This window comes from Gemmatimonadota bacterium, from assembly GCA_016720805.1.
GTDB lineage: Bacteria > Gemmatimonadota > Gemmatimonadetes > Gemmatimonadales > GWC2-71-9 > Palsa-1233.
The window spans coordinates 638170-665131 of sequence record JADKJZ010000001.1; the positions used below are offsets into that span (position 1 = coordinate 638170).

Annotated in this window: 28 protein-coding genes and 1 tRNA gene; 26 read left to right on the forward strand and 3 right to left on the reverse strand. The window is 68.4% G+C overall.

The features are described 5' to 3' along the window. Positions 1 to 24: 24 nt before the first annotated feature. Genes IPP98_03020 through IPP98_03050 form a run of 7 tightly spaced genes read left to right on the forward strand, consistent with a single transcriptional unit; the run spans position 25 to position 8474 of the window. The gene (locus IPP98_03020; protein MBL0178082.1) at positions 25 to 1545 is read left to right on the forward strand and encodes an acyl-CoA carboxylase subunit beta; all 1521 of its coding nucleotides are present in this window, start codon (positions 25 to 27) and stop codon (positions 1543 to 1545) included. Next, a complete protein-coding gene (locus IPP98_03025) occupies positions 1542 to 4385 on the forward strand; it encodes a S8 family serine peptidase (GenBank protein MBL0178083.1) in 2844 nt (947 codons plus the stop codon). The genes IPP98_03020 and IPP98_03025 overlap by 4 nt, the downstream gene beginning before the upstream one ends. Beyond that, on the forward strand, positions 4382 to 5755 hold the full coding sequence (locus IPP98_03030) for a DUF1446 domain-containing protein (GenBank protein MBL0178084.1): 1374 nt from the start codon (positions 4382 to 4384) through the stop codon (positions 5753 to 5755). The genes IPP98_03025 and IPP98_03030 overlap by 4 nt, the downstream gene beginning before the upstream one ends. Continuing rightward, a complete protein-coding gene (locus IPP98_03035) occupies positions 5755 to 6111 on the forward strand; it encodes a hypothetical protein (GenBank protein MBL0178085.1) in 357 nt (118 codons plus the stop codon). The genes IPP98_03030 and IPP98_03035 overlap by 1 nt, the downstream gene beginning before the upstream one ends. Then, positions 6108 to 6863, forward strand: coding sequence for an enoyl-CoA hydratase/isomerase family protein (locus tag IPP98_03040; protein MBL0178086.1), 756 nt, complete (start codon positions 6108 to 6110; stop codon positions 6861 to 6863). The genes IPP98_03035 and IPP98_03040 overlap by 4 nt, the downstream gene beginning before the upstream one ends. Beyond that, positions 6860 to 7051, forward strand: coding sequence for a hypothetical protein (locus tag IPP98_03045; GenBank protein MBL0178087.1), 192 nt, complete (start codon positions 6860 to 6862; stop codon positions 7049 to 7051). The genes IPP98_03040 and IPP98_03045 overlap by 4 nt, the downstream gene beginning before the upstream one ends. A gap of 49 nt (positions 7052 to 7100) precedes the next feature. Beyond that, positions 7101 to 8474 (forward strand): RecQ family ATP-dependent DNA helicase, encoded by a 1374-nt coding sequence (locus tag IPP98_03050; protein MBL0178088.1) that lies wholly within the window; start codon positions 7101 to 7103, stop codon positions 8472 to 8474. A 24-nt stretch (positions 8475 to 8498) separates the two neighbouring features. On the opposite strand, the gene IPP98_03055 is transcribed toward IPP98_03050, so the two are convergent. Continuing rightward, positions 8499 to 10325 (reverse strand): hypothetical protein, encoded by a 1827-nt coding sequence (locus IPP98_03055; GenBank protein ID MBL0178089.1) that lies wholly within the window; start codon positions 10323 to 10325, stop codon positions 8499 to 8501. 505 nt (positions 10326 to 10830) lie between these two features. Between IPP98_03055 and IPP98_03060 the strand changes: the two genes are divergently transcribed. The 4 genes from IPP98_03060 (at position 10831) to rpmA (ending at position 13183) form a co-directional block, all read left to right on the forward strand. Then, positions 10831 to 10992, forward strand: coding sequence for a hypothetical protein (locus IPP98_03060; GenBank protein MBL0178090.1), 162 nt, complete (start codon positions 10831 to 10833; stop codon positions 10990 to 10992). Continuing rightward, a complete protein-coding gene (locus IPP98_03065; protein MBL0178091.1) occupies positions 10961 to 12514 on the forward strand; it encodes an Rne/Rng family ribonuclease in 1554 nt (517 codons plus the stop codon). The genes IPP98_03060 and IPP98_03065 overlap by 32 nt, the downstream gene beginning before the upstream one ends. Positions 12515 to 12593: 79 nt before the next feature. After that, positions 12594 to 12911, forward strand: a complete 318-nt coding sequence (rplU, locus tag IPP98_03070) for a 50S ribosomal protein L21 (protein ID MBL0178092.1) — start codon at positions 12594 to 12596, stop codon at positions 12909 to 12911. 8 nt (positions 12912 to 12919) lie between these two features. Then, positions 12920 to 13183, forward strand: coding sequence for a 50S ribosomal protein L27 (gene rpmA / locus IPP98_03075; GenBank protein MBL0178093.1), 264 nt, complete (start codon positions 12920 to 12922; stop codon positions 13181 to 13183). A gap of 111 nt (positions 13184 to 13294) precedes the next feature. Here rpmA and IPP98_03080 read toward each other — a convergent pair whose 3' ends face one another. Then, positions 13295 to 13978 (reverse strand): glycerophosphodiester phosphodiesterase, encoded by a 684-nt coding sequence (locus IPP98_03080; protein MBL0178094.1) that lies wholly within the window; start codon positions 13976 to 13978, stop codon positions 13295 to 13297. A gap of 180 nt (positions 13979 to 14158) precedes the next feature. Between IPP98_03080 and IPP98_03085 the strand changes: the two genes are divergently transcribed. The 6 genes from IPP98_03085 to IPP98_03110 are packed head-to-tail and all read left to right on the forward strand — an operon-like array spanning position 14159 to position 18260. Further along, positions 14159 to 14704 carry a sigma-70 family RNA polymerase sigma factor gene (locus tag IPP98_03085; GenBank protein MBL0178095.1) on the forward strand — a complete coding sequence of 182 codons (546 nt, stop codon included), beginning with the start codon at positions 14159 to 14161 and terminating at the stop codon, positions 14702 to 14704. Continuing rightward, positions 14701 to 15225, forward strand: a complete 525-nt coding sequence (locus IPP98_03090) for a hypothetical protein (GenBank protein MBL0178096.1) — start codon at positions 14701 to 14703, stop codon at positions 15223 to 15225. Before IPP98_03085 ends, IPP98_03090 begins: the two co-directional genes overlap by 4 nt. 2 nt (positions 15226 to 15227) lie before the next feature. Further along, entirely contained in the window at positions 15228 to 15740 is a 513-nt protein-coding gene (locus IPP98_03095) for a Spy/CpxP family protein refolding chaperone (GenBank protein MBL0178097.1), read from the forward strand. Between the two features lie 56 nt (positions 15741 to 15796). Further along, positions 15797 to 16624 carry a hypothetical protein gene (locus tag IPP98_03100; protein ID MBL0178098.1) on the forward strand — a complete coding sequence of 276 codons (828 nt, stop codon included), beginning with the start codon at positions 15797 to 15799 and terminating at the stop codon, positions 16622 to 16624. A gap of 19 nt (positions 16625 to 16643) precedes the next feature. Continuing rightward, positions 16644 to 17621 (forward strand): flotillin-like protein FloA, encoded by a 978-nt coding sequence (gene floA / locus IPP98_03105; protein ID MBL0178099.1) that lies wholly within the window; start codon positions 16644 to 16646, stop codon positions 17619 to 17621. Positions 17622 to 17624: 3 nt separating this feature from the next. Beyond that, the gene (locus tag IPP98_03110; protein MBL0178100.1) at positions 17625 to 18260 is read left to right on the forward strand and encodes a hypothetical protein; all 636 of its coding nucleotides are present in this window, start codon (positions 17625 to 17627) and stop codon (positions 18258 to 18260) included. Between the two features lie 7 nt (positions 18261 to 18267). Here the strand turns inward: IPP98_03110 and IPP98_03115 are convergent, their stop codons facing one another. Next, on the reverse strand, positions 18268 to 18750 hold the full coding sequence (locus IPP98_03115) for an inorganic diphosphatase (protein ID MBL0178101.1): 483 nt from the start codon (positions 18748 to 18750) through the stop codon (positions 18268 to 18270). Positions 18751 to 18937: 187 nt separating this feature from the next. On the opposite strand from IPP98_03115, the gene IPP98_03120 reads away from it, so the two are divergent. From IPP98_03120 to IPP98_03160, 9 genes are all read left to right on the forward strand, one after another. Further along, positions 18938 to 19020 (forward strand) — tRNA-Leu (locus tag IPP98_03120). Between the two features lie 141 nt (positions 19021 to 19161). Further along, on the forward strand, positions 19162 to 19812 hold the full coding sequence (locus IPP98_03125) for a hypothetical protein (protein ID MBL0178102.1): 651 nt from the start codon (positions 19162 to 19164) through the stop codon (positions 19810 to 19812). A 65-nt stretch (positions 19813 to 19877) separates the two neighbouring features. Continuing rightward, positions 19878 to 20876, forward strand: coding sequence for a MoxR family ATPase (locus IPP98_03130; GenBank protein MBL0178103.1), 999 nt, complete (start codon positions 19878 to 19880; stop codon positions 20874 to 20876). Position 20877: 1 nt separating this feature from the next. Then, positions 20878 to 21804 carry a DUF58 domain-containing protein gene (locus IPP98_03135; protein ID MBL0178104.1) on the forward strand — a complete coding sequence of 309 codons (927 nt, stop codon included), beginning with the start codon at positions 20878 to 20880 and terminating at the stop codon, positions 21802 to 21804. After that, positions 21801 to 22088 (forward strand): BatA domain-containing protein, encoded by a 288-nt coding sequence (locus IPP98_03140; GenBank protein ID MBL0178105.1) that lies wholly within the window; start codon positions 21801 to 21803, stop codon positions 22086 to 22088. The genes IPP98_03135 and IPP98_03140 overlap by 4 nt, the downstream gene beginning before the upstream one ends. Before the next feature lie 17 nt (positions 22089 to 22105). Beyond that, positions 22106 to 23116: a hypothetical protein gene (locus tag IPP98_03145; protein MBL0178106.1), complete on the forward strand. Its 1011-nt coding sequence runs from the start codon at positions 22106 to 22108 to the stop codon at positions 23114 to 23116. Beyond that, complete coding sequence (locus IPP98_03150) at positions 23103 to 24557, forward strand: hypothetical protein (GenBank protein MBL0178107.1); 1455 nt, start codon at positions 23103 to 23105, stop codon at positions 24555 to 24557. The genes IPP98_03145 and IPP98_03150 overlap by 14 nt, the downstream gene beginning before the upstream one ends. Beyond that, entirely contained in the window at positions 24496 to 25182 is a 687-nt protein-coding gene (locus tag IPP98_03155; GenBank protein ID MBL0178108.1) for a hypothetical protein, read from the forward strand. The genes IPP98_03150 and IPP98_03155 overlap by 62 nt, the downstream gene beginning before the upstream one ends. After that, positions 25179 to 26906: a hypothetical protein gene (locus IPP98_03160; protein MBL0178109.1), complete on the forward strand. Its 1728-nt coding sequence runs from the start codon at positions 25179 to 25181 to the stop codon at positions 26904 to 26906. The genes IPP98_03155 and IPP98_03160 overlap by 4 nt, the downstream gene beginning before the upstream one ends. Positions 26907 to 26962: the final 56 nt, after the last annotated feature.

The window sequence follows — 26962 nt, forward strand, 5'->3', positions numbered from 1 at the left end:
GGGGGCGAGGCGCGCGTGGCGAAGATGCACGCCAAGGGTCAGTTGTCGCCTCGCGAGCGCGTCACCCACCTGCTCGATCCCGAGTCGCCGTGGCTCGAGATCGGACTCCTCGTCGCGCATGATCGCTACAACGGCGAGGCGCCGGCCGCGGGTGTGATCACCGGCCTCGGCGTGGTCGCCGGGCGGGACGTCGTGGTCGTGGCGAATGATGCCACGGTCAAGGCCGGCTCGTGGTGGCCCGAGACCATTACCAAGATCCTCCGCGCCCAGGAGATCGCGATGCGTCAGCGCATCCCGATCGTCTACCTGGTCGACTCTGCCGGCGTCAACCTCCCATATCAGGAAGGGGTCTTCCCCGGGCAGTATGGCGCGGCGCGGATCTTCTACTACAACTCGCTGATGCGTCGCTATCTGCACGTCCCGCAGATCTCGGCGGTCATGGGGAGCTGCATCGCCGGCGGCGCGTATCTCCCCGCGCTCTCCGACGTGATCTTCATGGTTGAGGGGACGTCGTTCATGGGACTCGGCGGCCCCAACCTGGTCAAGGGCGCGACCGGTCAGACCGTCGATGGCGAAACGCTCGGCGGTGCCCGCACGCATACCGAGGTCAGCGCGGTGGCACACTACCGCGCGCCCGACGATGCCTCGTGCCTCGATCGGATGCGCGAGTACATCGGGCGTCTGCCCCGCGCGCAGGGCGTCGGGCACGCGGTGATCGAGTCGAAGCCGGCGGCCGCCGAACCGGCGGCACTGTACGACATGTTGCCGGCCGACCACCGCCTCTCCTACGACATGCGCCACATCCTCAACGGTCTGCTCGATGGTGGCGTGCTCGACGAGTTCCAGCCCGATGTCGCACGCGAGATGCTCTGTGGGCATGCGCGCATCGAGGGGCGACCGGTCGCGGTGATCGCCAACCAGCGGGGCGTCATCAAGGGACGGCCCGGGGAGCGGCCGAAGTTCGGCGGCATCATCTATCCCGAGAGCGCGGAGAAGGTGGCCTTCTTCATCGAGACGGCCAATCGTGAAGGGCTCCCGATCCTCTTCGTGCAGGACGTCTCCGGCTTCATGGTCGGCGCCGAGGCGGAGCACGCGGGGATCATCCGGGCGGGGGCGCACTTCGTCGAGGCGATGGCGACGGCGTCGGTGCCGAAGATCGTGCTGACGGTGAACCATGCCTCCGGTGCGGGCTACTACGCGATGGCGGGGCAGGGGTTTGACCCCGACTTCATCCTCTCCTGGCCGACGGGCCGGATGGCGGTCATGGAGGGTGAGGCCGCGATCATGGCCGTGCACGGTGCCGCCATCGGGAAGGCGCAGCAGGAGAAGCGTCCACTCGACGACGCCACCCAGGGTGCGATCGCCGGGATGCGCGCCGACTACGAGGCGCAGCTCGATGCACGCTACGCCGCCGCGCGCGGCTTCGTCGACGCCATCGTGGCGCCCGACGAGAGCCGTTCGGCCCTCGCCTTCCTGCTGCGTGTGACGTCGAACTACGCCGGCCCTCACCTCGGGCCATTCGTCCTCGATGGAGTGCGTGGATGAGGCTGTGGCGGCTCGCTCCCTGGTTGGCCGCCACCGTGGTGCTCGGCTGCACGCCGCCGCGGGCGGTGGAAGTTCGTCCGCAAATGGACCCGGCCCCACTGCCGGGCCCCACTGAGCCTCGGCTACCGAGCAGTGAGACGCCGCCGGTGGCGCCAGCCGATGACGCGAAGCGCTCGCTCCCCCCCGAGGAGGCTGCACGCCGCGGCCTGATGCCGTTGGCCTCGACCGGCGTGCCCCAGTTTGCGAGCGCGATGCCGCAGGCCGATGGCCGTGGCGTCGTGATCGCCATTCTCGACAGCGGTATCGACCCGTCGGTGCCCGGGCTCCAGCGCACCACCGATGGGACGGCGAAGCTGCTCGACGCCCGTGATTTCTCTGGCGAGGGGCGCGTGCCGCTCGTGCCGATCGTGCGACGTGGCGACACCCTGCTCGTGCATGGTCAGCGCATCCTCGGCGCGTCGCGGATTGCGTCCGTGGCCGTCGGATCGGCGTGGTGGGGCGGCGTCTTCGCAGAACTGCCGCTTGGCCCGGCTCGCGCCGCCGACGCCAACGGCAATGGGACCGTTGGCGACGAGCTCCCCGTGGTCGTGGTCCGCACGGCGAACGGATGGGCGCTCTTCGCCGACACCCAGGGGAACGGGACCTTCACCGATGACCGACCGATCCGCGACTACGCGACGGCACAGGAGTATTTCGGGTGGAGCAGCACCGTGCGACCGCCGTCGACGCAGATGGCCGTGAACTTCGCCGATTCTGCTGGCACGCCCACGCTCGACCTCGTGTTCGACACCAGCGCGCACGGGACGCACGTGGCAGGGATCGCCGCAGGCCACGGCCTGTACGGTGTCGCCGGCTTTGATGGGGTCGCCCCCGGGGCCCGACTGCTCGGACTGAAGATCGCCAACGATGCGGGCGGGGGGATCACGGTCACCGGCGCGATGATCCGTGCGCTGGACTACGCGATCCACTTTGCCGCCGAACGCCAGCTCGCGCTGGTGGTCAACATCTCCTTTGGCGTTGGCAACGAGCGCGAGGGCGCATCCCGCATTGACGCCCTGGTCGACTCCGTCCTGGCGGCGCATCCGACTGTCGTCGTCGCCGTCGCCGCCGCCAACGATGGTCCGGCGCTGTCGACCATCGGCTTCCCGGGCACCGCACTGCGTGTCCTCTCGGTCGGTGCGACGCAGCCTCTGGTCTTCAACGGGGTCAGCGCGAGCGATTCCGTGCCGGAGCCGCTCGCCGACTTTTCGAGTCGCGGCGGGGAAGTCGCCGGCCCAGATCTCGTGACGCCGGGGACGGCCTACAGCGCGGTCCCCAACTTTGCCATGGGCGATGAGATCGAAAGCGGGACCAGCATGGCAGCGCCGCATGCCGCCGGCCTAGCGGCGCGACTGCTTTCGGCGCTGGGCACCCGCGCAGCCACCACGCCGGCCACGCTCATCATCCAGGCGCTCCGGAATTCGGCGCAGCAGGTGCCCGGCGCGACCACGGCGGAGCAGGGCTCGGGCCGGCCTGACCTGCTGAAGGCGTGGCGCTGGCTTGAGCGGCGCGAAAGCGCGGCAGCCCTCGTCGTGGATGTCGTCGATGGTGTGCAGGGGCGCGGGGCTGTTTGGATCACGCTGCGTGATTCCGCAGACGGAACGCGGCCGGTGCGGACGCAATTCACGTTGCGGCAGATCGACGCCGGGCCGCCGCCACCGATTCGACTGGATGCCAGCGCGGCATGGATTGTCGTCCCGGCCGCCACCGTGATCAGCGGGGGGAAAGCCACCTTCACGGCGACCGTCACCGCTGGGCGTCGGAACGCGTCGGGCTGGATTCGGGTGAGCGATGCACGCGATGGATCGCTCCTGGCGCTTGTGCCGGTCACGGTGCGCCTGCCGATCTCGGCGACGGCGCTCACGGTGGTCGACACCTTCACGGTGACGCCCGGCGGGACGACACGGATCTTTGTTCCGGCCGAAGCGGGACGCGGATTCCAGGTCGAGGTGGCCACGGCAGAAGCGTCGCAGATGGCCACGGCGGCCCTGCACGAGCCCGGTGGGATGCCATTCCGTGAGGGAGCGATGAGCCCGTCCGGCTTCGGCGACGGCGCAGCGCTCTTCGAGTTGACCGGCAACGACGTCGTCGCCGGTCTGTATGAGGTCGTCGTCGCGGGCGGCCCGCTGGCTGGTGCCACGATGCGAGTCACCGTCCGGCGTGCACCCCTGACGCTCGACGCGACTTCGTCGGGAGATTCCCTGCGGGTCACGACGACCTCGGTCGTCGCCGCTCGCCTCTCGGTCCGTACCCGTGCGGGCATGATCGGCGGCGAATGGCGGCAGCGCATCGAGCGGTCCGGTGATGCCCCGGTGCGGCTGGTCATTCCCGTGCCCGAGTGGGCCGAACGGGTCAGCATCGACTCGCGCATGCCGCGCGAGCAGTGGCTTCGCTTTTCGGACTTCGGCGTGACGATTCAGGACAAGACCGGCCGTCACATCGACGCCTTGCCGCTCAACTACGCCTTCGGCCGTGCCACGCCCGAGTTGCCGCCGCACGTGATTGGTGACTCGCTCGTGATCCTGCTGGCGCCGGGGTTCGCGGAACGTGCCGGCCCGTGGGAACTCGATGTGGCCGTGCGCTTCTATGCCGCCGACGTGACCGAACTCGATGGCGGTGGATCACCGTTTGCGCCACTGGCTGGTCGCGCCTCGGTGACGCAACGCTATCCACTCGGTATGCTGCCGCTCGAACTACCGGCTGGGTTTCGGCCCGTGGTCATTCTCGTCGCCCTCGAGGGTGATGAGCACGCGTGGACCCGAGAGGTCTCGCTCGACATTGCAGGGGGTACGTCCCGATGACCGTTCGCAAGACCGTTCGCATCGCCGCGGGCCAGGGCTTCTGGGGTGACTGGCTGGAGGCGCCGGTGCGCCAGGTGGAGGGCGGGGCGATCGATTATCTCGTCCTCGACTACCTCGCCGAAGTCACCATGTCGATCCTGCAGAAGCAGCGATCGCGCGACCCGGGCGCCGGCTATGCCCGCGACTTCGTCACCCAGATGGAGCGGATCCTCCCGACCATCGCGACCAACGGCGTGCGAGTCATCTCGAATGCCGGCGGGGTGAATCCGCGCGCCTGTGCCGCCGCCGTGCGAGCGGCCGCCGACAAGCTTGGTGTCGGCGACAAGGTGAAGATCGCGCTGGTCACCGGGGATGACCTCCTCGACGAGCTCGATGCCCTGACCGCCGCGGGGGAGCCATTCTCGAACATGGACACCGGTGGGCCGCTGAGCGACGTGCGCTCGCAGGTGCGCTCCGCGAACGCCTACCTCGGGATGAAGTCGATCGTCGACGCCCTCGACCAGGGGGCGACGATCGTCATCACGGGTCGCGTGACGGATACGGGCCTCACCCTCGGTCCACTCGTCCACGAATTCTGCTGGAGCTACGACGACTGGGACAAGGTTGCGGCCGGCACCATCGCGGGGCACATCCTCGAATGCGGCGCGCAGAGCTCGGGTGGCAACCTCCTTCGTGACTGGCGCAAGGTGAAGCGGCTCGAGGACGTCGGCTTCCCGATCGCGGAGGTCGAGGCCGACGGCACCTTCGTGGTGACCAAGCATCCGGGGACGGGCGGCGTCGTCAACGTCGCCTCGGTCACCGAGCAGCTCGTCTACGAGATGGGCGATCCGCACAACTACATCACGCCGGACGGCATCGCCGACTTCACCTCCATCCGGCTCGACCAGGTCGGCAAGGATCGGGTCCGGGTCTCGGGGATCACCGGGTCGGCGCGCACCCCGATGCTCAAGGTCTCGGTGGCCTACTTCTACGGCTACAAGGCGGTCGGCACGCTGGTCTACTCGTGGCCCGAGGCGTATGACAAGGCGAAGGCCGCCGACAAGATCCTCCGCAAGCGATTGGCAACGCTCGGCCTGTCGTTCGAGCAGATCCTGACCGAGTACGTCGGCGTCGATGCAACGCACGGCAAGCTCGCCGGCGAGCCTCGTGACGACATCGCCGAGGTGATGCTCCGTGTCGGCGTGCGCGGCACCGACAAGGCGGCCGTCGAGCGCTTCACCCGCGAAATCGCGCCGTTGGTCCTGACCGGCCCGCCGAGCGTTACCGGATTCGCCGGTGGCCGTCCGGCGGTCGAGGAGATCGTGGCCTACTGGCCCGCGCTGGTGGCGCGGGAGAAGATTGAACCTCGCGTCCGCGTGGAGATGCTCTGATGGCGACGACCCTGCTGCAACTGCGCTGGTTGGCCCACGCCCGCTCCGGTGACAAGGGCGACACGGCGAACGTCGGCCTGATCGCCTTCGAGGCCGAGTACTACCCGTTGCTCGTCGAACAGGTGACCAAGCGTCGGGTGGCCAAGCATTTCAAGGGAATGGTCTCGGCGGTGGATCGCTTCGAGTTGCCCAACCTGAATGCCCTCAACTTCTTGTTGCACGGCGCGCTGGACGGGGGCGGTACGCTCTCGCTCAAGACCGACGCGCAGGGGAAGGTCTTCTCGACCGCGCTGCTCCGGATGGAGATCGAGGTGCCGAAGAAGCTCGCCAAGAAGATCAAGGACGCCGCATCATGAGCGCGGTGGACTCGAGGCTCGAGGGCGGCGTGCTGACCCTCACGCTGAACCGCGCCGAGAAGCGAAACGCACTCAATGCGGCGATCGTCGACGGCCTGGCCATCGGTATTGCGCAGGCGGAGCTCGACGCCGAGGTGCGGGTGCTGGTGATTCGCGGGGCGGGAAAGGATTTCTGCGCCGGGGCGGACCTCGACGAACTGCTCGCCTCCGCCGACAACTCGCTCGAAGAGAACGAGCGGAACGCCCTCGCTCTGGGCGAGCTCTTCCTGGCGCTGCGCGGCCTCCCGAAACCGACCGTCGCGGTGGTGCAGGGGCGGGCGTTGGCAGGGGGGGCAGGCCTGGCCACGGCGTGTGATCTGGTGATCGCGAGCGAGGCCGCGCGATTCGGTTACCCCGAGATCGAGCGCGGCTTCGTCCCGGCGATGGTGATGACGATGCTCAAGCGTGCCGTCGGCGAGAAGCGCGCGTTTGACCTGGTGGCCACCGGGCGGCTCCTCTCGGCGCATGAAGCGGAGCAGTGTGGGCTGGTGAGCCGGGTCTTGCCTGAGGAGGGTTTCGACGGCGCGGCCGCAGCGGTCATCGCCGCACTCGCTGGCCGGAGTGTCACGGCGCTGGCGCTCACCAAGCAGCTCTTCACCGAGCTCGATGGCCGGAGCTTCCAGGACGGCATTCTCCTCGGCGCGCGGGTGAATGCGCTCTCCCGGGCCACCGAGGACTTCAAGCGCGCCATCGCGGCGTTCCTGGCCAAATGATCCTCTGGCTCTCGCGGTTCCGGATCGGACTCTCGCTGGTGGGGCTGTTGATCGTCATCGCGGCCGTCGCGCGGGACGATCAGATGCTGATGTGGGTGGCGATGGGGTGTCTGGGTGCGTCGGTGCTGGTGCGGCTGCTCCTCCGTCGGCGGCTGCAGGACGCGCAGCGCGAGGCGATGGAGGAGTAGCCGGCAACGGTTGGTACCCTGCCGCAGAAATCTCCACCCCAGGATTGTGGTGACCCTGCCTTCCTTCGGCATGCTCACCACGCCCCCCATCGCCCGCCACGTCCTCCGCCGCGCCTTCGGCTATCCCGACTTCCGTCCGATGCAGGCGCGCGTCGTCTCCGCCGTACTCAGCGGGCACGACGTGCTCGCCGTCCTTCCCACCGGTGGCGGCAAGTCGATCTGCTTCCAGGTCCCGGCGCTGGTCGGCGGCGGGCTGACAGTCGTCGTGTCGCCGCTCGTGGCGCTGATGCAGGATCAGGTCACCGCGCTCCGCACGCGCGGCATCGCTGCCGCCGCCCTCAACAGCACCCTCGACGCCAGCGAACAGGCGGCCACGATCGCCGATGCCGCGCGCGGTGCGCTCCGCCTCCTCTACGTCTCACCCGAGCGGTTGCCACGCCTCTGCGACGAACTGAAGGCCCGCAATGCCCGGGTGGAACGCCTCGCCGTCGACGAGGCGCACTGCATCGTCGAATGGGGGCACGACTTCCGACCGATGTATCGCGGACTCCGCGCCGCACGAGCCGCCCTCGGTGCTCCGCCGTGCGTGGCCCTCACCGGTAGCGCGACCCCGGCCGTTCGCGAGGAGATCGGAAACGCCCTCGGCTTCGGCCGCGGCGCCGTCGAGATCGTCGCGTCGTTCGATCGCCCGAACCTGCACTTCAGCGTGGTGCCGGTGGTCTCGCGCGACGATCGCCTCGCGCGGCTTGCCGTCCTCATCCGCACCACGCCCGGCGCGGCCATCGTCTATGCCCCGACACGCGGCCTGGTCGAGGGCCTCGCGCGCGTGCTGGTCGAGGCTGGCGTGGCGGCCGCACCGTACCACGCCGGGATGACGACCACCGAGCGCAGCGACACGCTGGTACGCTTTCTCGACGACCAGATCCGCGTCGTGGTCGCGACGTGCGCCTTCGGCATGGGAATCGACAAGCCGGGGGTGAAGCTGGTCGCGCACTGGACGATGCCCGCCACGCCCGAGTCATACTATCAGGAGGCCGGTCGGGCAGGGCGTGACGGCAGTGCAGCACGCTGCATCATCTTTCATCATCCCAGCGATGTGGTCCTGCCACGGCGCCAGCTTGACGTGACCTACCCGCCAGAGCGCACGCTCGAGTTGCTCTGGAAGACGCCAGAGCTCCGGCCACGCCATCCGCCTAGCGTCGTCGCTGCAGCGGATCGGTTGGCGGCGGAGTTGCGCCCTGATCGGGGTGCAGTGGACTGGACGCGCGTGCGTCGGCGGCGTCGCGAGGCGGAAAAGCGGCTTGCGGCGATGAGCAGCTATGCGCTCACCCGGAGCTGCCGGCGGCGCGTGTTGATGGAATGGTTCGGGGAGAAGAACGTGCGCTGTGCCGGGTGTGATCGCTGCCGGGCCACGGGGCGGTGAGGACACCCCGTGGGTTGCTGCGTGTCAGGGACGGCTGATTGGCCGCGTCACACCCTGCACGTCGACCGAGGTGGTCGGCAGCATCACCACCTCGTTGATGCGCGTCGGCACGCTGTTGATCTCGCGGAGCATGGCGACCAGCGAGCCCGCGAAGGTATCGCCCGCGTCGTAGTTCACCACATAGCCGAGGTCGCGCATCGAGGCGATTGTCATGCGCGAGAGCGGCATCGGCACTCCGGGTGACTCGATGAATCCCGTCATCAACTCTGTCCGGAAGATCGACTCACGCCAGTGCGCGTCCGCCGTCCCCGGGCCGAAGCTGTTCTCGACCGGGACGGGACGACCGGCATAGCCCAAGGTCAGTGTGGGCCAAAGCGCCAGCGCTTGGGTGCCGATGAAGATCGGGTCGGCGCCGCCCCTGTCGGTGAGGACGCCGCGGTCGGTCCAGATGGTGCCGAAGCCGAGGACGTGCCCCATTTCGTGCAAGATCAGCGGGACGAGTTGGCCGGTGTTCTCGCGAGTGACCAGATCGGCGTCGTCGAAGCGCATCCGGCCGACGGCGGGGAGCGCCGACGGGGATCGGATGGTGCATGGGCCGGCGCTGCCGAGGACGCCACCGGGGCCGTCGATGTTCTCCACGGCCGCGAAGATGATCACGTCGTCGACGAATTCGTTGATCGCTGGCGAGCCGGTGCCACAATCGCCGGCGGGGCGGGTCATCTGCACGTCGCTGATGTCGTCCGTGATGATCGCCATCCAGCGCGTGGCTGCCGTGACGAAAGCATCACGCTGGCTCGCCTTCATCGGCGTGAGTAGCCGGAGGTCCACCACGAATTGCTTGGCGGTGCCGCTCGCGGTGAACTCCGCGCGCGGCCCCGGAAAGCCGGGGACGGTCGCCACGAGGGTGCTGGTCGGATTGACTCGGCCGAGCTTCCAGTCCTGCGGTGAGGCGATCCCGGTGGCATCGGAAATTCCCACCGACCCCGTCATCGTGGCGTCGCCGAAGCCGGTCAGGGCGAAGCCCACCGGAATGTTGGGGACGGGTGCGCCGAGCGCATCCACGACCCGGACTCGGGGGAGAACGGGGACCTGGAAGCCGAGTGTTCCGGTCTGGGCCGCGGGAGAGATCAACTCCAGCGTCGTGATGTTCGCCCCGAGCCCCTGCGCCGTGAAGATGAACCGTTCGCCCGCAGGAAGTTGCGCGGTCAGCTGGTTCACGCCGGCGATTGGGCCGAGCGTCCAGCCAGTGGGAGAAACCCGTCCGAGGGCGTTGGTCACGCCGGTTCCGCCAGTGACCGTGCCGCCGCCGAGCGTCACGGTGAAGACCACGGTGACCCCCGGCTTCACCGCGCCGAATCCGTCTCGGACCTCGAGCACCGGCAGCGTCGCGAGGGGTTGTCCGGCGAACGCGACGAAATTCGCGGTCCCCACGGCGGCGACGCTCGAGGGAGGGACCACCGTGGCGGTCACCGAAATGGTGTTGCTGACGGTGGTGTTCTCGACCGCCGCCCGAAGTGTATTGACCCCCGGGAACGAGCCCATGGTCCAGGTTGTCGCCACCGCGACCCCATCCGTCCCGGTCACGACCCGGGTTGGGGTGACGGCCCCGTCGCCGGCATCGATGCTGAAGAGGATGGCGACGTTCGGCAGGGCGGCCCCGTTGGCATCCCGCACGCGAACACGAGGGGGGATCGGTGCGACGCCCTCGACCGGAACCGATTGTGCCCCCCCGGCCAGGACTTCCAGGGTGGCCGGCGGCCCGAGGGTCGAACCGGTCTCACCGCCGCAGGCCGCGACGAGGAGGGCGACGACCAGGAGGAGCGGGGCATTCGACCGAGGGATGGATGGCATCGCAGAAATATGGAGGGGAACCGCTCGGAACGGGGAGCGCCCCCCGATGTAGCGAACCGCCTCCGTACCGGGCACCCGAATTTGTGGGTAGAGGGAAAGCCCGGGAATGGCGCTCGGCTATTGCCGTAAGTTGCTGTCCCCCATAGCTTTTCACGGATGCGAATCGTGCTCCGCCGCCACAGGGCCCCGGGGGTCGGATCAGCCAGAGTGCTGATCCGGCGAGTCGCATGCGGTATCGTCACACAGTTCCGCCGGTCACTGCTCCTCGCCAAATCGCCGCTCCATCCCACCTTGCGACAGCCTCGGCTTCTGGCTCGCGCCGGAGGGGCATCGGACGCGCTCGACACGACTGTGTCGGGTCCGCCCGCCGCCATCCGCCGCTCCCGAACGACTGCGGGGCTTTCCTCTGGGCGGCAGCACGGGCCTCGACGGCTCGGGCGCTGGAGTCCTGGTCGGTTCGTGGTCGTCCCCGCGGGACGATCCTCCTCCACCCCTATAGTCGCGGATGGCAGCGCCCCTGGGCGCGTGCGGACCGCGAGGACTCTCCGTGAAGCGCGAGATTCTCATTTCAGGCACCCCGCGCGAGACGCGGGTGGCCATCCTCGAGGACGACCGCTTGGTCGAGCTCCTCGTCGATCGGCCCGGATCAGCGGCGTACAGTTGGTGACGTCTATTACGGGCGCGTAGACGCCGTCCTCCCGGGCATCCAGGCGGCGTTTGTCGATGTCGGCCTCGAGAAGAGCGCCTTCCTCCACGCCTCGGACCTGCTCGAACCCGAAGACGACGAAAGCCCGGTCGAGGCCGAGCCCGAGGACGTCGACGACGAGACGGACGAGGACGGCGAGGGTGAGGGCGAGGACGACGCGGAAGCGGCCAAGGATCCGACGACGGCGCGCAAGCGCCGCGGCTCCGGCGGCAAGCGCGAAGTCGGCGCCCGGCGCGCCGTGCCCGACATCGGCGAGATGCTGAAGAAGGGCCAGCTCCTCCCCGTGCAGGTCACCAAGGAACCAATCTCGACCAAGGGCTGCCGCGTCACCGCGCAGATCTCGCTGGCCGGGCGCTTCCTCGTGTACATGCCCTACGCCTCAAAGGTCGGCGTCTCCCGCAAGATCGAGAATCGCGAGCAGCGGGCGAGCCTCCGCGAGATGGTGTCCCGTCTGCTTCCGCGCGACGCAGGCGGCGTGATCGTGCGCACCGTTGCCGAAGGGGTGACGGAAGACCACTTCCGCCGCGAGATCGATTCGCTGCTGGCCACGTGGAACAAGATTCAGCGGAAGCAGCAGTACGTGAAGGCGCCGGCGCTGCTGCATCGCGAGGCCTCGCTCACGCGTTCCCTCATTCGCGACGTCTTCTCGGCCAAGGTCGATGCGCTCTGGGTTGACTCGAAGGAACTGCATGCGGAAATCGTCCAGTACCTCCAGCTGATCGACCCGGAGCTCGAGGCGCGCGTCCACTTCTATCAGGACCCGACGCCGCTCTTCGACGCCTACAAGATCGAACACGAGATCCGCGACCTCTTCAAGCCACGGGTTGACCTGCCGACCGGCGGCTACCTGATCATCCAGCCGACCGAAGCCTTGGTGTCGGTGGACGTGAATACCGGCCGGTATACCGGCAAGCGCGACCCCGAAAAGACCATCCTCCGGACCAACGTCGAGGCGGCCCGGGAGATTGCCCGGCAGATCCGCCTCCGGGATGTCGGCGGCATCATCGTGGTCGACTTCATCGACATGGAGTCGAAGGGAAATCGCGACCGGGTGCTGGCCGAGCTTCGGACCCATCTGGGGCGGGACCGAGCCAGGACCAGGGCGTTCGCGGTCTCGGAACTCGGATTGATCGAGATGACCCGTCAGCGGGTTCGGCCCTCGCTCTGGGCCTCGATGACCCGGGAGTGCCTGACCTGCAGCGGGACGGGTCGGGTGTTCTCGCCCGAGGTGGTTTCGAGGCGGCTGGAACGGGCCCTCAAGCGGGCCGCCGTGGACCAGAAGGAGCGGAAGCTGGCCATTCGCCTCCATCCGGACGTGGCCCTCTACCTGCTCGAGGAAGAGCCGAAGCTGGTGGCCACCCTGGGCCGGCAGTCCGGGTTGGAGCTTGAGGTTCGGGACGACCCGATGCTTCGGCTGGACGAGTTCCGGCTCATGTCGAGGCCTGCTGGCCGCGATGTCACCGAACTCTATGCGGTGGCGTAATTTCGGGGTTGCCCCCCGGAAAACGGGGGGCTATATTGGTTGGCTTGGCAACTCAGACCCATTGGAGTAAACAGGTTCTATGTACGCGATTTTCAAGGCCTTGGGCAAGCAGTTCCGCGCGGAAAAGGGCGCGACGCTGAAGTTGCCGTTCATGGACGGGAAGGAAGCTGGGGACACGCTGACCTTCACGGATGTGCTGCTCGCCTCCAACGGGGATGTCATCACCGCTGGCGCGCCGACCATCGCGGGCGCTTCGGTTTCGGCCGAGATCGTCAAGCATGGCAAGGACGAGAAGATTTACGTCTTCAAGTTCAAGCGCCGGAAGGGATACCGCCGGAAGACCGGACATCGGCAGAAGCACACCGAAGTCCGCATCACTGACGTTGTGACGGGTTGAGGTAATACGTGGCTCACAAGAAGGGTGTCGGCTCTAGCCGCAACGGTCGCGATTCGAATCCGCAGTACCTGGGCGTGAAGCACTTCGGTGGCGAGTCTGTCACGGCGGGGAGCATCCTCGTCAAGCAGCGCGGCACCAAGTTCCACCCCGGGAAGAACGTCTTCCGCGCCAAGGACGACTCGCTGCACACGTACATCGACGGCGTCGTCAAGTTCGAGCGCAAGGACAAGGCGCGGCAGCAGGTGTCGGTGTATCCGAAGCCGGTTTCCTGAGTCGTTAGCCGTTGGTCGTTAGTCGTTAGAGGCCAGTCTCCGTGCGGGGACTGGCCTTTTTGTATGTGACCGGTGCTGCACCCCTAACGACTAACGGCCAACGACCAACGGCTAACGACCAACGACCAGTCGTTCCGGCCAATTCCCGCACACCCCCGCCACCCCCAACCCCTCCAGATGCTCCGCCGCCCGGGCCTCGTTCACCGTCCAGGCGACGACCCGGATCCCCACCATCGCGCAGCGCTCGACCAGGTCCCGATCGATCAGGTGCCACTCCTGCCAGAGCGTCTGGGCACCGGTAGCGAGCACCGGCCCGGGGACGTCGAGTGGATAGGAGGAGGAGAGGACGCCCAGCGACAGGGTGGCATCGGCCTCGTACAGCCGGCGGATGACCCGATGGTCGAAGGCGTGCACGTGGAGCCGCTCGGGGAAGGGGTGGCCTGCCATCAGGGCCCGCAGTCGTCCCAGGCCGTGGCTCGAGACCCCCTTGGCCTCGATGAACACCTGGATCGGTGCCAGCACCGCCAGCGCCTCTGCCAGCGTGGGGATCCCGCTCCCGTCCATCAGGCGCACCTCCGCCACCTCGGCCGCCGTCAGGTCATGAAGCGGCCGACCGTCCGTCAGCGCGGCGTCGTGGTGGACCACCAGTTCGCCGTCAGCCGTAGTGTGGATGTCGAGCTCGACGCCATCACAGGCGGTCGGTGAGGGTGCCACGCATCGCTCAAAGGCGTCCAGCGTGTTCTCGAGGGCATGTCCGGAGGCCCCACGGTGACCGATCACCAACATTGTGGACATCCGCTGTGGGAGGAGGGTGGACGGGGTGTGTATGCTGTGGATATTACTTGAATACGCACATCTTATCACCATTGTGGACAAGGTGTTGTGGGTAGATCGTCGATGATCGATCATCGATGATCGATCATCGATGGACGATCATCGATTAACGGAGCCCTCCTTACCTCGTCATTGAGTTTGATGACTGCCCTTGCCGCCGAGTTCCCGAACGATCCCGATCTGGTTGCCGCCTGGCGCCGAGGGGACGAGCAGGCCGCCACCCATCTGGTGAGGCGGCATGCCCCAGCGCTTGGGCGCTATGTGGCGGCTGGTGGGGCGTCCAGCGCGGATGTCGAGGACCTGGTCCAGGAAACCTTCATCCGGGCGTTTCGGGGTCTCGACAACTGGCGTGGCGACGGCCCCTTCCGGGGGTGGCTCTTCCGGATCGCCGGGAACCTGGTCAAGGACGGCTTTCGGCATCGGCGTGGCCGGATCGACGTCGCGATCGAGGATCACGACGTGGTTGACGTCGCCGATCCTGCTGGCGAACTGGCGGCCGATGAGACCGCCGAGCGAATCAGGGTCGGGCTCGCCGCGCTGCCGAGGCTCCAACGCGAGGTATTCACGCTACGAGTGGAGCAGGGCCTCGAATATCCCGAGATCGCGGCCGCCCTTGGGACGACCCCGGGCGCGGCCCGGGTCCACTACCATCACGCGGTCCGCCGCCTGAAGGAGTTGGTCGAATGATCTGCGAAGCACTCTCCGACCGGATGCCGGCGGTGGCTCGTGGCGAGGCAAGCTGGGACAGCGAGGAAGCGGCTCATCTGGGCCTCTGCCAAGACTGCCAGCTGGAATGGCGACTGGTCGCTCCGATCGCGCGGGCCGCTCGCCCGGCGCCGACGATGGACGTCGAACGGATTGCCGCCGCAGTGCACGCGGCCGTCCAGCCGATGCCGGCGGTGGTGTCGATCGCCTCCCGGCGTCGCTGGAGCAGGGCACTGGTGGGGCTGGCTGCGGCGGCTGGGATCGCGTTGGCCGTCTACCTGCCGACCCGGCCCGAGCCGGCCACGGATGTCGCGGTCGTGCCGACCCGGGCAGTCACTACGATTCCGGAACTTGACGCTCTGCTCGAAGACGAACTGAAGTTGGTACTCGCCGCAGTCCAGGAAGAGGCACCAGCACCGGTTTTGACACCGGGGCCGCTGCCGAGGCTCGATGACCTGACGGAAACCGAACTGCAACAGCTCTTGAATACCGTGGAGGGATGACCATGCATTCGACTCGTGCCGTACTCCTGCTCCTGCTTGCCGCGGCGCCATTGACGGCGCAGGGCGGCGGCCGGGGCAGTCAACGTCCCGGCGGACCTCCTCCGCGCGCTGCCATCCTGCGTGGCCAGATCGAGGAGACATTCAAACGCCGGGCGGTGAAGGAACTCGCGCTGACCGATGACCAGGCTGCACGCATGTCACGCGTGGTCCAGGCGACGGGAGAGCGGCGCCGGCTGCTCGAGGAGGAGATGCGACGGCTGCAGGACGCGCTCGACGGCGAGTTGCGCCCGGGAGTCGCCGCCGACGCCGACTCCGTTTCGCGGATGATTGACCGCATGGGGCAGAATCGCGTCGCTTACGCGGAATCCTTCCGCGACGAGATGCGCGACCTGCAACCCGTGCTGACGCCGATCCAGCGTGGCCAGTACCTGATCATGCGGGATCGTCTCCTGCAGCGAATCCGTGAGTTGCAGGACAACCGCCCCCCGGCGGGCGGGCCGCCACCGGAGGAGTGATCTGAAACAGAAGCCGCTAGATTCCCGTCGAGGCCACCTTGGCGCGGAGGAGCGGAATGCAGCGAACAGGTGGGTTGATCATCGGCGGGATGTTGGGCCTGACGGCTGTCGCCGGGGCGCAGCATCCCGCTTCCGGCGTGCTGCCCACCTTGGCGGGATTCGACCCGGTCGTCGCTGCGCCGGTGCTCGAGTTCCTCACCAATCCCGCGGTGGCGCTGTTGCTGCTGGTGATGGCGATGGTCGGGTTGATCTTCGAGATCAAGGCCGGCGCATTCGGTCTTGGCGGGCTTCTTTCGGTCGTTTCCCTTGGCCTCTTCTTTGGATCCTCCCTGTTGCTTGGACTCGCCGGTTGGGAGGAGGTCATCCTGCTCGGACTGGGGATGCTTGCCTTGATGGTCGAGGTGTTCCTCCTCCCCGGCTTCGGGGTCGCGGGCGTGCTCGGCATCCTGTTCATGGCGGCGGCGACCGTCCTCACGCTTGCCGGGGGCTCCCCCGGCACCGCGGACATCATGGGTGGCCTCGCCGTCCTCGGGGCATCCCTGGCTGTCACCGCGGCCGTCTTCTACGCCTGGATCCGTCACCTCCCGAATTCGGACCGGTTCTCCGGCTTGTTGCACAGCCACGGGGTGGCGCGCGGCGAGGGCTACATCTCGGCGCCACAGCGCGACGACCTGATCGGACAGGTCGGGACGGCCATCACGGATCTCCGTCCATCGGGCACGGCCGAGATCGGCGGCGAACGAATGGACGTCGTGACCGAGGGCGAGTTCATCGTGGCAGGCGCCTCGGTCACGGTCATCAATGCCGAGGGGTATCGGCATGTCGTGCGGCTGGCCAACGCCGCCACGCTTCATCTTCCACACGCGAGTACCCTCCATGAATAACGACGCCGCCGGTTTGGCGATGCTCCTGGTCCTGCTCACGATCGCGTTGATCGTGCTGACGATCTTCATCCGCTTCATCCCGGTGGGACTGTGGATTCGTGCAGCAGCCTCCGGGGTGCGGGTGCCGTTCGTCACGCTCTTCGGCATGCGCTTCCGGAAGGTCGATCCGACGCGCATCGTCGATCCGCTCATCACCGCGATCAAGGCGGGGCTGCCGCTCGGCATCAACGAGCTCGAGGCGCACTTCCTCTCCGGCGGCAACGTGGCGCGGGTGGTCAACGCGCTGATCTCCGCCGACAAGGCCGGCATCCCGCTGACGTTCAAGCAGGCGACGGCGATCGACCTTGCCGGCCGCGACGTGCTCGAGGCGGTGCAGGTGAGCGTGAACCCGAAGGTGATCACCACGCCGAAGATCGCGGCCATGGCGAAGGACGGCATCCAGTTGTTGGCGATGGCGCGCGTCACGGTGCGCGCCAATGTCAATCGGCTGGTTGGTGGCGCCGGTGAGGAAACGATTTTGGCGCGAGTGGGCGAGGGCATCGTGAGTACGATCGGTTCGGCGGATTCCCACAAGGCGGTACTCGAGAATCCCGACATGATCTCGAAGACGGTGCTCGCCAAGGGCCTCGATGCCGGCACGGCGTTCGAGATTCTTTCGATCGACATTGCCGACGTGGATGTCGGCAAGAACATCGGCGCCGAGTTGCAGACCGACCAGGCCGAGGCGGACAAGCGGATCGCGCAGGCCAAGGCGGAGGAGCGGCGTGCGTTGGCCGTGGCCGTCGAGCAGGAGTACAAGGCCGAAGTGGTGCGTGAGCGCGCCAAGCTGGTGGCCGCCGAGGCGTTGATTCCGATGGCGATCGCGGAGGCGTTCCGGGCCGGGCACCTGGGGGTGATGGACTACCAGCGCTACAAGAACATGCAGGCCGACACGGACATGCGTCGCTCGATCTCGGCGGGCGGCGAGTTGCCGGGCGTCGGCGAAATCTCGGGCTGATCGATGGCTGGCGAGGGAGTCTTCTTCACGGCGGCGGTGGTCTACGGACTCATCGTCCTCGTGAAGCGCGCGGCGAAGGCCGGGCAACAGCAGCGCGGGCAACTCGACATGTCCACCGTATCAGGTGGGCGGTCGCGCCCGCCGCAGACGATGGAAGAGTTGCTTCAGGAGATGCGCGGGCAGCTCGATGGCGCGCGTCGTCACCAGGAGATCGAGGCGGCGACGGTTCATCCCGGGCCGGTCAAGCGACTCCCAGGCCCGCGGCCGCCGCGGACGGTACCGACAGCCACCGTCAAGCGTCTTCCTCCCTCGGGGCGTGAGCCGTGGGACGTCGAGGAGGGGCAGTCGCTCGAAGTTGATGCGCGTCCGATTGCGGTCGAGGAAATCGGCGCGCGGCCAGTGCCGCAGCGGATCGACTACGACGATGATGCCGAGGCGCTGGTGCGGCGGCGGGTCTCGGCGGCGCAGCTGCGCGATGGCGCGATGACACCGGGCGATCACCGTCGATTCGACACGGCGATCCGCGCGAAGGCGCCCGCTGTGGTGCCGGCCCCGGAGACTCGGGCGACGGCGTTGCGGCGGGCGATGATCTGGCACGAGGTGTTGTCGCCGCCGCTCTCCCTCCGCGACGGCGACTGACTGACAGTTACGCCTTGGGCGCTCCGAAGCGCTCGTCGTACGCCGTGATGTAGCGGGAGATGAATTGCTTCGCGGCTGCGGCGTTCTGGAAGCCGCGGCTTTCGACGCGTGTCCCTTCGAGGTTCTTGTAGACCTGGAAGAAGTGTTCGATCTCGCGGAGCGCGTGCGGCCGGATGTCGCCGAGGTCGTGGATCGATTCGGCGAACGGGTCGCTGGTGGCAACGGCGATGATCTTCTCATCGGCTTCGCCGCGGTCCACCATCTCGAAGACGCCGACGGGACGGACCTCGATCAGGCAGCCGGTGAAGACCGGCTCGGTGAGCAGGACGATGATATCGAGCGGGTCGCCGTCGTCGCCCAGGGTCCGGGGGATGAAGCCGTAGTCGCCGGGGTAGTGGACGGCGCTGTGGAGGACGCGGTCGAGGCGGAAGACGCCGAGCTCCTTGTCGAGCTCGTACTTGTTGCGGCCGTGGGCCGGGATCTCGATGATGGCGGTGACGGTCTCCGGCGGGTTGGGGCCGGGGGGGATGTCGTGCCAGGGATGGAAGGGGCGGGGCGAGATCACGGGGTTGGCCGGGGCTATGGGTTTGGGCACGGGGGCTGCCGCAAATGTAGGCGAATCGGGGGGCGCGTGCCGGGGTTGCCTGCGCCTGCGTCTGCGATGAGATTCTGGGCACGCCCGAGTGGTGGAATGGTATACGCAGCGGACTCAAAATCCGCCGGGAGCGATCCCTTGCGAGTTCGAGTCTCGCCTCGGGCACTCAGTTGTTCATCATCACGATCGGCCCGCCCCTCCCGGCGGGCCGATCGGCGTTTCGGACCCCTCGCTGCAACCCAGTCCCGCCATCCGGCGTACGTTTCCTCCGAGCAGCACTGCGTTACTCCCGCCGGAGCCGCCCGCGTGACCGACCCCCAGTTCACCGACAAGGAGATGGCCCTCATCCTGCGCCGTGCGGTGGAGTTGTCGAGCGCCGAGGAACGGCAGCACTCCCTCGCCGACATCCAGCGGATCGCCGCCGAGATCGGCATCGCGCCGGACGTGGTGACGCGTGCCGCCGCGCTTCCGCTCGCCGACCCCGAGCAACCCTCTCGCCTCTGGGGCGCATCCTCGGCGAATCATCTCACCCGAGTGGTGGCGCGCGCCTCCACGCCGCAGAACCTCTCCGCGGCCCTCGCGCAGGTGCGCGCTCGCCTCGCCGAGATCGGCGAGAGCCGGGAGATCGCCGGCGGGATGGAGTGGCGCTACGACAGCGGCTTCAGCACCACGGCCGTCACGGTGGTGACGGACGACACGACGACGAGCATCGACGTGGCCGGGCGAGCCGACGGGACGCAGTTCGTGATCCACGCCGGCGCGCTGGCCGCCGCCGTCTTCACCGGCTTCGCGGCCGGGCAGGCCGCCGGCGTGAGCTTCAGTGCGGCAATCGCCCTCGGCGCGGGCGTCGCGTACCTTGGGGTCGCCCGGCTCTGGTGGAATCGGATCGCGGCGGCCAATCAGCGCCGGATGCGTGCGGTCGCCGACGAGGTGGCTGCCCTCCTCGAACGGAGCTGACCCGGAATGACCCGCTGGTCCCTCGCGCCGACCCTCGGGTATGTTCCTCCATGCCTGCTGAATCCCTGACCACTCCGTCTGCCGCCCCGCCGCTCCGCTTCGAGGACGCGGTCACGCTGGTCCACCGCCTCGATGAGGAAGTGGGCCGCGTCATCATCGGCCAGCGCCAGGTCCGCCACGACATCCTGACCTGCCTCCTCGCCGGCGGCCACTGCCTCCTCCGCGGCGTCCCTGGGCTCGCCAAGACCCTCCTGATCAAGACGCTGGCCGATGCGGTGCACCTGACCTTCTCCCGCATCCAGTTCACCCCCGACCTGATGCCCTCCGACATCCTCGGCACCGAGGTGATCGAGGACGATGCCACCGGCGGCAAGCGGCACGTCCGCTTCCTCCCGGGGCCGGTGTTCGCCAACATCATCCTCGCCGATGAGATCAATCGGACCCCGCCACGGACGCAGGCCGCATTGCTCGAAGCGATGCAGGAATACCAGGTCACCATCGGTGGCGTCCGCCACGAACTGCAGCGTCCGCTCTTCGTGCTCGCCACCGAGAACCCGATCGAGCAGGAAGGGACCTATCCGCTGCCCGAAGCGCAGCTGGACCGCTTCCTCTTCAACGTCGTGATGGACTATCCCGAGATTGAAGATGAGCGACGCATACTCGCGGAGACCACCACCGGACGCACCGCGGCCGTCTCGCCAGTGACCACCGGCGCGGAGTTGGAGTCGGCCCGCATGCTGGTGCGTGCGCTGCCTGCCGCCGCGAACGTCGTGGACTACGCGCTGCGCCTGATCCGCGCGACGCGCCCTGCCGATGGTCACGCCCCGGCCGCCGTGCGCGACTTCGTGCGCTGGGGTGCCGGACCGCGCGCCGGGCAGGCCCTCGTTCTCGGTGCCAAGGCCGCCGCTCTCCTCGATGGTCGCGCTGTCCCCGCACCAGAGGACGTGACGCGCGTCGCGCTGCCCGTGCTGCGGCACCGCCTGCTGGTGAACTTCCAGGCCGAGGCCGATGGCATCACGCCGGATGACGTGATCCGGCGTTTGCTCGACGCCGTCCGGCCCTGACGTGACGCAGGCGCCCGGCAGTGGATCGCTGAGCGCGTCGGTCCTCGCGCATCTCGACGACCTCGAGTTGATGGCGCGAATCGTCATCGAAGGCACCCGCACCGGCGGCAACCGATCGCCGTTCCACGGCTTCACCACCGAGTTCCACCAGCACCGCCCCTACCGCGCCGGCGACGACCTCAAGCATCTCGACTGGAAGCTCTACGGCCGAAGCGATCGTCTCTACACTCGGCAATACCGCGAGACGACCAACCTCGCGGTCACGCTCATTGTCGACGCCTCCGCGTCGATGGCGTACCCTGAGCACGGCGTCAGCAAGTGGCAGTACGCGCGCATCGTCGCCGCGTCACTCGCCTATCTCGTGGCGGAGCAGGGAAACACCGTCGGCCTCTCCACGCTGCAAGGCGGCGCGCTGACGCACCTGCCGGCCCGCGGCGGGCGCCCCCACCTGCTGGCCTTGCTCGCCCGACTGCATCGACTCACGCCGACCGGCGCGTTCGACGCCCCGCGGGCGATCGCCGGTGTCGGCCGCCTGCTGCGCCGCCGCGGCGTGGTGATCCTGCTCTCCGACTGTTACGACGCCGAGGAAGAGAGCCGTCGCGAACTTCGGCATCTGGTGCAGCGAGGGCACGATGTCACCGTGCTCCAGCTGACCTCGCCTGACGAAGTGGCACTCCCCTTCAGCGGAGCGGTCGAGATCGAGGACGTGGAAGCGGGGACGAAGCGCATCACCGACGCCACGGCGATCGCGTCCGAGTATCGCCGTGCCGTCTCGGCCTTCCATGAACGCTGCCGGATGGAGTCGGTCCGGGCAGGGATCGACTACGCGCTCCTCTCGACCGATGTCCCACCCGCGCGGGCGCTGCGGCACTACTTGCGGCACCGCGAGTCGCGGTCGACCAACGCGCAACGGCCCGCCTCGGCATGACATGGCTCCAGCCCTGGGCCTGGCTCGGCGCGGCAACGATCCTCCTCCCGACCCTGATTCACCTGCTCGGTCGGGGGCAGAGCCGTACGCACCGATTTCCCTCGCTCCGGTTCATCGATGCGGCGCGGCTGCTCCCGGCACAGCGGACCCGCCTGCAAGACCTTCCCCTGCTGGTGGTGCGCGTCGCGGTCTTGCTCTTGGCGTCATCGCCCTCGCGCAGCCGCGCATGCGCGGCGCAGAGGGGGTGGGGGCCGCAGGAGGGGGTCTCACGCGGGCGATTGTGATGGATACGTCGGTGAGCATGGGATGGCTCACGGCGGCCGGGGTACCGGGGCATCGTGCTGCTCGTGACGCGACAGATCGGCTCGCTGGCGAGGCCACGACGAGCCGCCGGTTCCTGACCGCCACGCCAGGCGCCGCAATCCCGGGCGCCACCAGTTGGCTCGCGCAACAGTCCGGACAGCGCGAGCTGGTCGTGATCTCGGACTTCCAACTCGGTGCCATCGATAGCAACGACATCGCTTCGGTGAACCCCTCACTCGGCGTCCGCCTTGTCCCAGTCGCCGTCACGGCACCGCCCACGTCGGAGTTTCTCAGTCACCAGGACGCGGACCTCGTCACGGCCACCATCGTGGCGGACTCCCTGTCGAGTACCGTGAACTGGCGCCGATCTCCGTCCGCTATCCCTCCTGCGTCTCTGCGCTGGCTGGTGGGGCCCGGCGAGACCGCCCTGGCCTCTGCGTCTCTGCGCGCCGCCAACAGCATCGGGGTACCGGCGGCCTCAACCTCACGAGACAGCGTCACCTTCATCTTTCCGACAGCTCCGGAGCGCGCCACGCTGCGCGCCCGCGCCGCGCCACTCCGCGCCGCATGGATGATCGCCCTCGTCGCGCGGCTCCGCGAGTCCACGTTGCTTGCTCAGCTCGCCGCCGATGGCCCGGGCACCAGTGACACCCTCACAGCCGCAGTGCGCTCGCTACGCGGGGCGGCGCGAGTCGCGGCGGCCGCAGATGGCAACCAATTGCTGCTCTTCGTCGATGACTCCGTCGCCGCCACCTTCTCGGCAGCACTCGCCGCCACGGTGCTCCGGCTCCAGGATCGTGCCACCCCGATGAGTGAGCAGGAACCGATCGCGATCGATCCGACTCGACTCGCGTCGTGGGAACGCGTTCCCGGTACCGAGGGCAGCGGGTCAGTCGCTGCCACCGAATCGTCGGAGGGGCGCTGGCTCTGGTTGGGTGCGTTGGTGCTGCTTGGGGCCGAGTGGTGGATGCGGCGTCGAACGGCGGAGGTGCCAGTTGCCGTCGGCTGAACAGACCGCGGTCGAGCAGTTCCTCGACGCAGCGCGCCGACGGGCCGATCAGGGGATGGCTATCACCGGGGCTGCCATCGGGCTGGCTGTCGCTGCGCTGCTCACGATGGTCGGTTGGCCCATCCGTGACGGACTCCGTCCACTGTTGCTCCTCGGGGTGATGGCCGGCGTCGGCGGCGGGTTGCGGTGGGCACTGCTCCGACGTTCAAGCCGACGCGCCGTGGCCATGCGCATCGAATCGCGCGCCCCGGAGTGTCGCAACCTGCTCGTCACGGCGAGTGAGTTGCTCGCAGGGGCCCGCGTCAATCCGTATGTCGGAGCGCTGGTGTACCAACAGGCCGCGACGCTCACGGGTTCACTGGCGCTTCCCGCCGTGCTCCCACATCGCGGAGCGATGCAACGCCTGCTGCTGGCGGCGGTGGTGTGGGGGGGCGCAGTCGCCTGGCGTGCGACGACTTCCGAGCAGGCCGACGTGATCGCTTCGCAGAGCGGTCCGCCCGCCATCACCGATGTATCCGTCGTCGTCACACCACCGTCGTACCTCGGCCTCGCGCCACGAACTGTCCGCAACCCGGCTCGGATCGACGTCATTGCCGGGAGTCGCCTCGAGATCACGGCGACCGCCCGCGCCGCGGCTGTACACTGGGAAACTCTGGCAGGGCGTGCTTCGATGGTCCGTAATGGCGATGCCTTCGGTGGCAATGTGACTGCGACCGCAGATGGGTTCATGGTACTCCAACCGGCCGATGGCCACGGCCAACTGGGGGACCGGCGGCTGATTGGCCTCACGGTGCTCGCGGACCTCCCCCCGACGGTGGTTGTCCGCACTCCCGGGCGCGACCTCCACTTCCCGGACGGCGCCCGCACGGTGTCGATCGCGATTGATGCGAACGATGACCATGGGCTGGCCTCGTTGACGCTCCGGGCCACCACCGTCTCCGGGTCAGGCGAGCGCTTTTCCTTCGCCGAGCGCGACGTGCCGATCACCATCACTCGGCAGGGTGCTGGCCGCTGGACCGCCTCGACCTCGTGGCGGCTGGCGGCGCTCGGCCTCGAGCCTGGCGACATGGTGGTGTACCGTGCCGTGGCGACCGACCATCGGCCCGGCGCCACGCCGGTGGAGTCCGACGCATGGATCGTCGAGATCACGGCGCCGGGGAGCCTCGCGGCGAGCGGCTTCGCCATCGACCCGGAGCAGAACCGCTACGCCCTCTCGCAGCAGATGGTGATTCTCAAGACCGAACGGCTGCTGGCCGGGAAGGCCCGTCTCACGCCGGAGGCGTTCGCCGATTCGGCGGCGCAGATCGGGATGGAGCAGCGCCGCGTACGGGCCGAGTTCGTCTTCATGATGGGCGGCGAAGTCGACGACGGTCATGGCCATGGCGAGGGAGATCAGCCAGACCGAACTCAACGAAGTGGCCGAAGCAGAGGGCGAGGATGAGCTCGCCGCTGGGCGCCTCCTGAATGCCGGCCGTCTGGCGTTGATCCGTGGGATCCGCGATATGAGTCGCGCGGCCACTTTGCTCGGCACCAATGAGGTCCCGGGCGCGCTCATCGAAGAGCGGAAGGCATTGGCACAGATCGAGCAGGCCTTCTCGCACTCGCGAATCATCCTGCGAGCCTTGACGCAGCGCGAGTCCCTGGACTTCTCCCGGCGGCTGAGTGGCGCGCTCGCCGACGCGTCCAGTTCGACCGAGGCTGCGGCACCACCGCCATCCGATGCCAAGCGCGCAGCCACCCAACGTGTGCTTGCAGCCCTGGTCGCACTTCCACCCATTCCCTCGCGGACGTCCGTCGGCACACTCGCCGAGGCGGCATTGCGGATCGATCCAGCAGATGGCGAGCTGCAGGCCATCGCGTCCGGACTCGCCAAGGCCGCGGAGGAGCTGGGCCGTGGCGGCACGGTGGCCGCCGCGCAGGGACTCGACCGCGTGGCGACGAGGCTGAGCACGTTGGTGGGCTCAGTTGCGCCGCGCGCTGCGACGGCACCCACCAGTGGCGAGTTGCGACGGCTGCGCGGACGCCTCGCCGATGGGCCGCCTGCGCCGACGTCGAGGTCGCCGTGACCCCCCGCCGCTGGCTCCGCACCTTCGCGCTGCTGATCGCGTCGCTCGGCGTACTGGACCCCTCGATGATGACGCAACGGTTTGCCCGGGCCGAGGTGCAGGTCGTGGCGACGAACCCTGATCGCGACGCTCCGCTCGTGGCGTCGGTGGTGCGTCGGTTGGGCGGAGCCTTCCGGGTCGTTGTCGGCGACGCGGGGTCGTCGGATGCCACCATCCTCGTGGGAGACAGGTTGCCGTCGATGGTCGAGTCCATCCGCGGACCGCTGGTTGTCGTGGTGCCACCTCGCCCGTCACCGTGGTTGGTCGTCGAGCGTGTGGCGGCACCTTCGAGCGTCCTCCAGGACGAGCGCGTGGAGGTTACGGCGCAGTTGCGTGCCGTCGGGGCGAAGGGGAGGGTGATCACCGTCGCGTTGCATGACGGAGCGCGTGTTGTGGCCCGCAGTACAGTCATGCCGGCGGGCGCTGACGATCGCCTCGCGGTCGCCCTGCCGTACTTCGCCACGACCCTCGGCGCGTCGCGGCTCCGCGTCGTCGTGGAGGCCAGTGGCGCCCAGGCGACGGCGACAGATCTGCTCATTGACGTGCGTGACCCCCGTCGCGATGTCCTCGCCTTCGATCTGCGGCCATCGTGGCAGGCCACCTTCGTGCGCCGGGCGCTCGAGGCCGACGCACGACTTGCGGTGACGAGCCGGGTAGTCGCCTCGTCGGGCATTACGAGGTCCCGCGGGGCCGCCCCGACCGCGTTGACCGATGCCGCGACACTCGCGCGCCACGACGTGCTGGTCATTGGGGCACCCGGACTGCTCGCGGAGCGGGATCTCTCGGCCATCGAGGGGTTCCTCCGCGAGCGCGGTGGGCGTGTCGTGCTCCTGCTGGACGCGCCACCGTCAGGGGAACTCCTTCGCATGGTGGGTGGCTCAGCGTGGCGACAGGATAGCAGCGGTCGGGTCGTTGACCTCGCGGCTGATTCCTCGCTCGGCCGCCTCCGCGGGGTGACCTTCGTTTATCCGGCGGGACTGCCGCGAGGCGCCGAGATCATCTCGTCGACGGGTGAGGGACGCGCCGTGATCTGGCGGCGGCCGGTCGGGGATGGCGAAGTCGTCGTCGTCGGGGCGCTCGACAGCTGGCAGCACCGGGCGCCGACCGAATCCGACTTCGCACGCTTCTGGCCGGCCCTGGTTTCGGGGCTTGCGGCTGCGGCGCCACCACCGATCGAGGTCGCCCTGCGTCAGAGCGTCCTCCGTCCCGGTGATTCCTCTCAGGTCACGATCACCCTTCGGGATGTCGCCGCCGGGCGCGGCTCGGAGGCGTCGGTGACTGCGCGCACGATCGCCGCCGACGGCAACCAGCGCTTGGTACGCCTCTGGCCTGGGCACACCATGGGAACGCTGGAGGGGATGGTACATGCCTCCGCGAGCGGCCGCTGGCGGCTCGTGGTCCAGCGGGGGGCGGACAGCGCCTCGGTGCCGATGCTGGCGGACTCGGCAGCTTGGACGGCCGCCCCCGACAATGCAGACCTGTTGACCCGCCTGACGGCAGGCGCGGGCGGGATACAGATGGCCGGTGACAACCTCGCGAGGCTCCCGGACGTAGTGCAGGAGTTGATCGGTGCCGACCCGACGCCAGAGCGATGGCACCCGATGCGCTCCCCGTGGTGGATTCTCCCGTTTGCCCTCCTGTTGGCCACCGAATGGTGGCTGCGCCGCCGTGCCGGAGACGCCTAGATGACACATCCCCAGAAATTCGGTATGCTTGGCGACCGAGGCTCGTCGCTCCACTC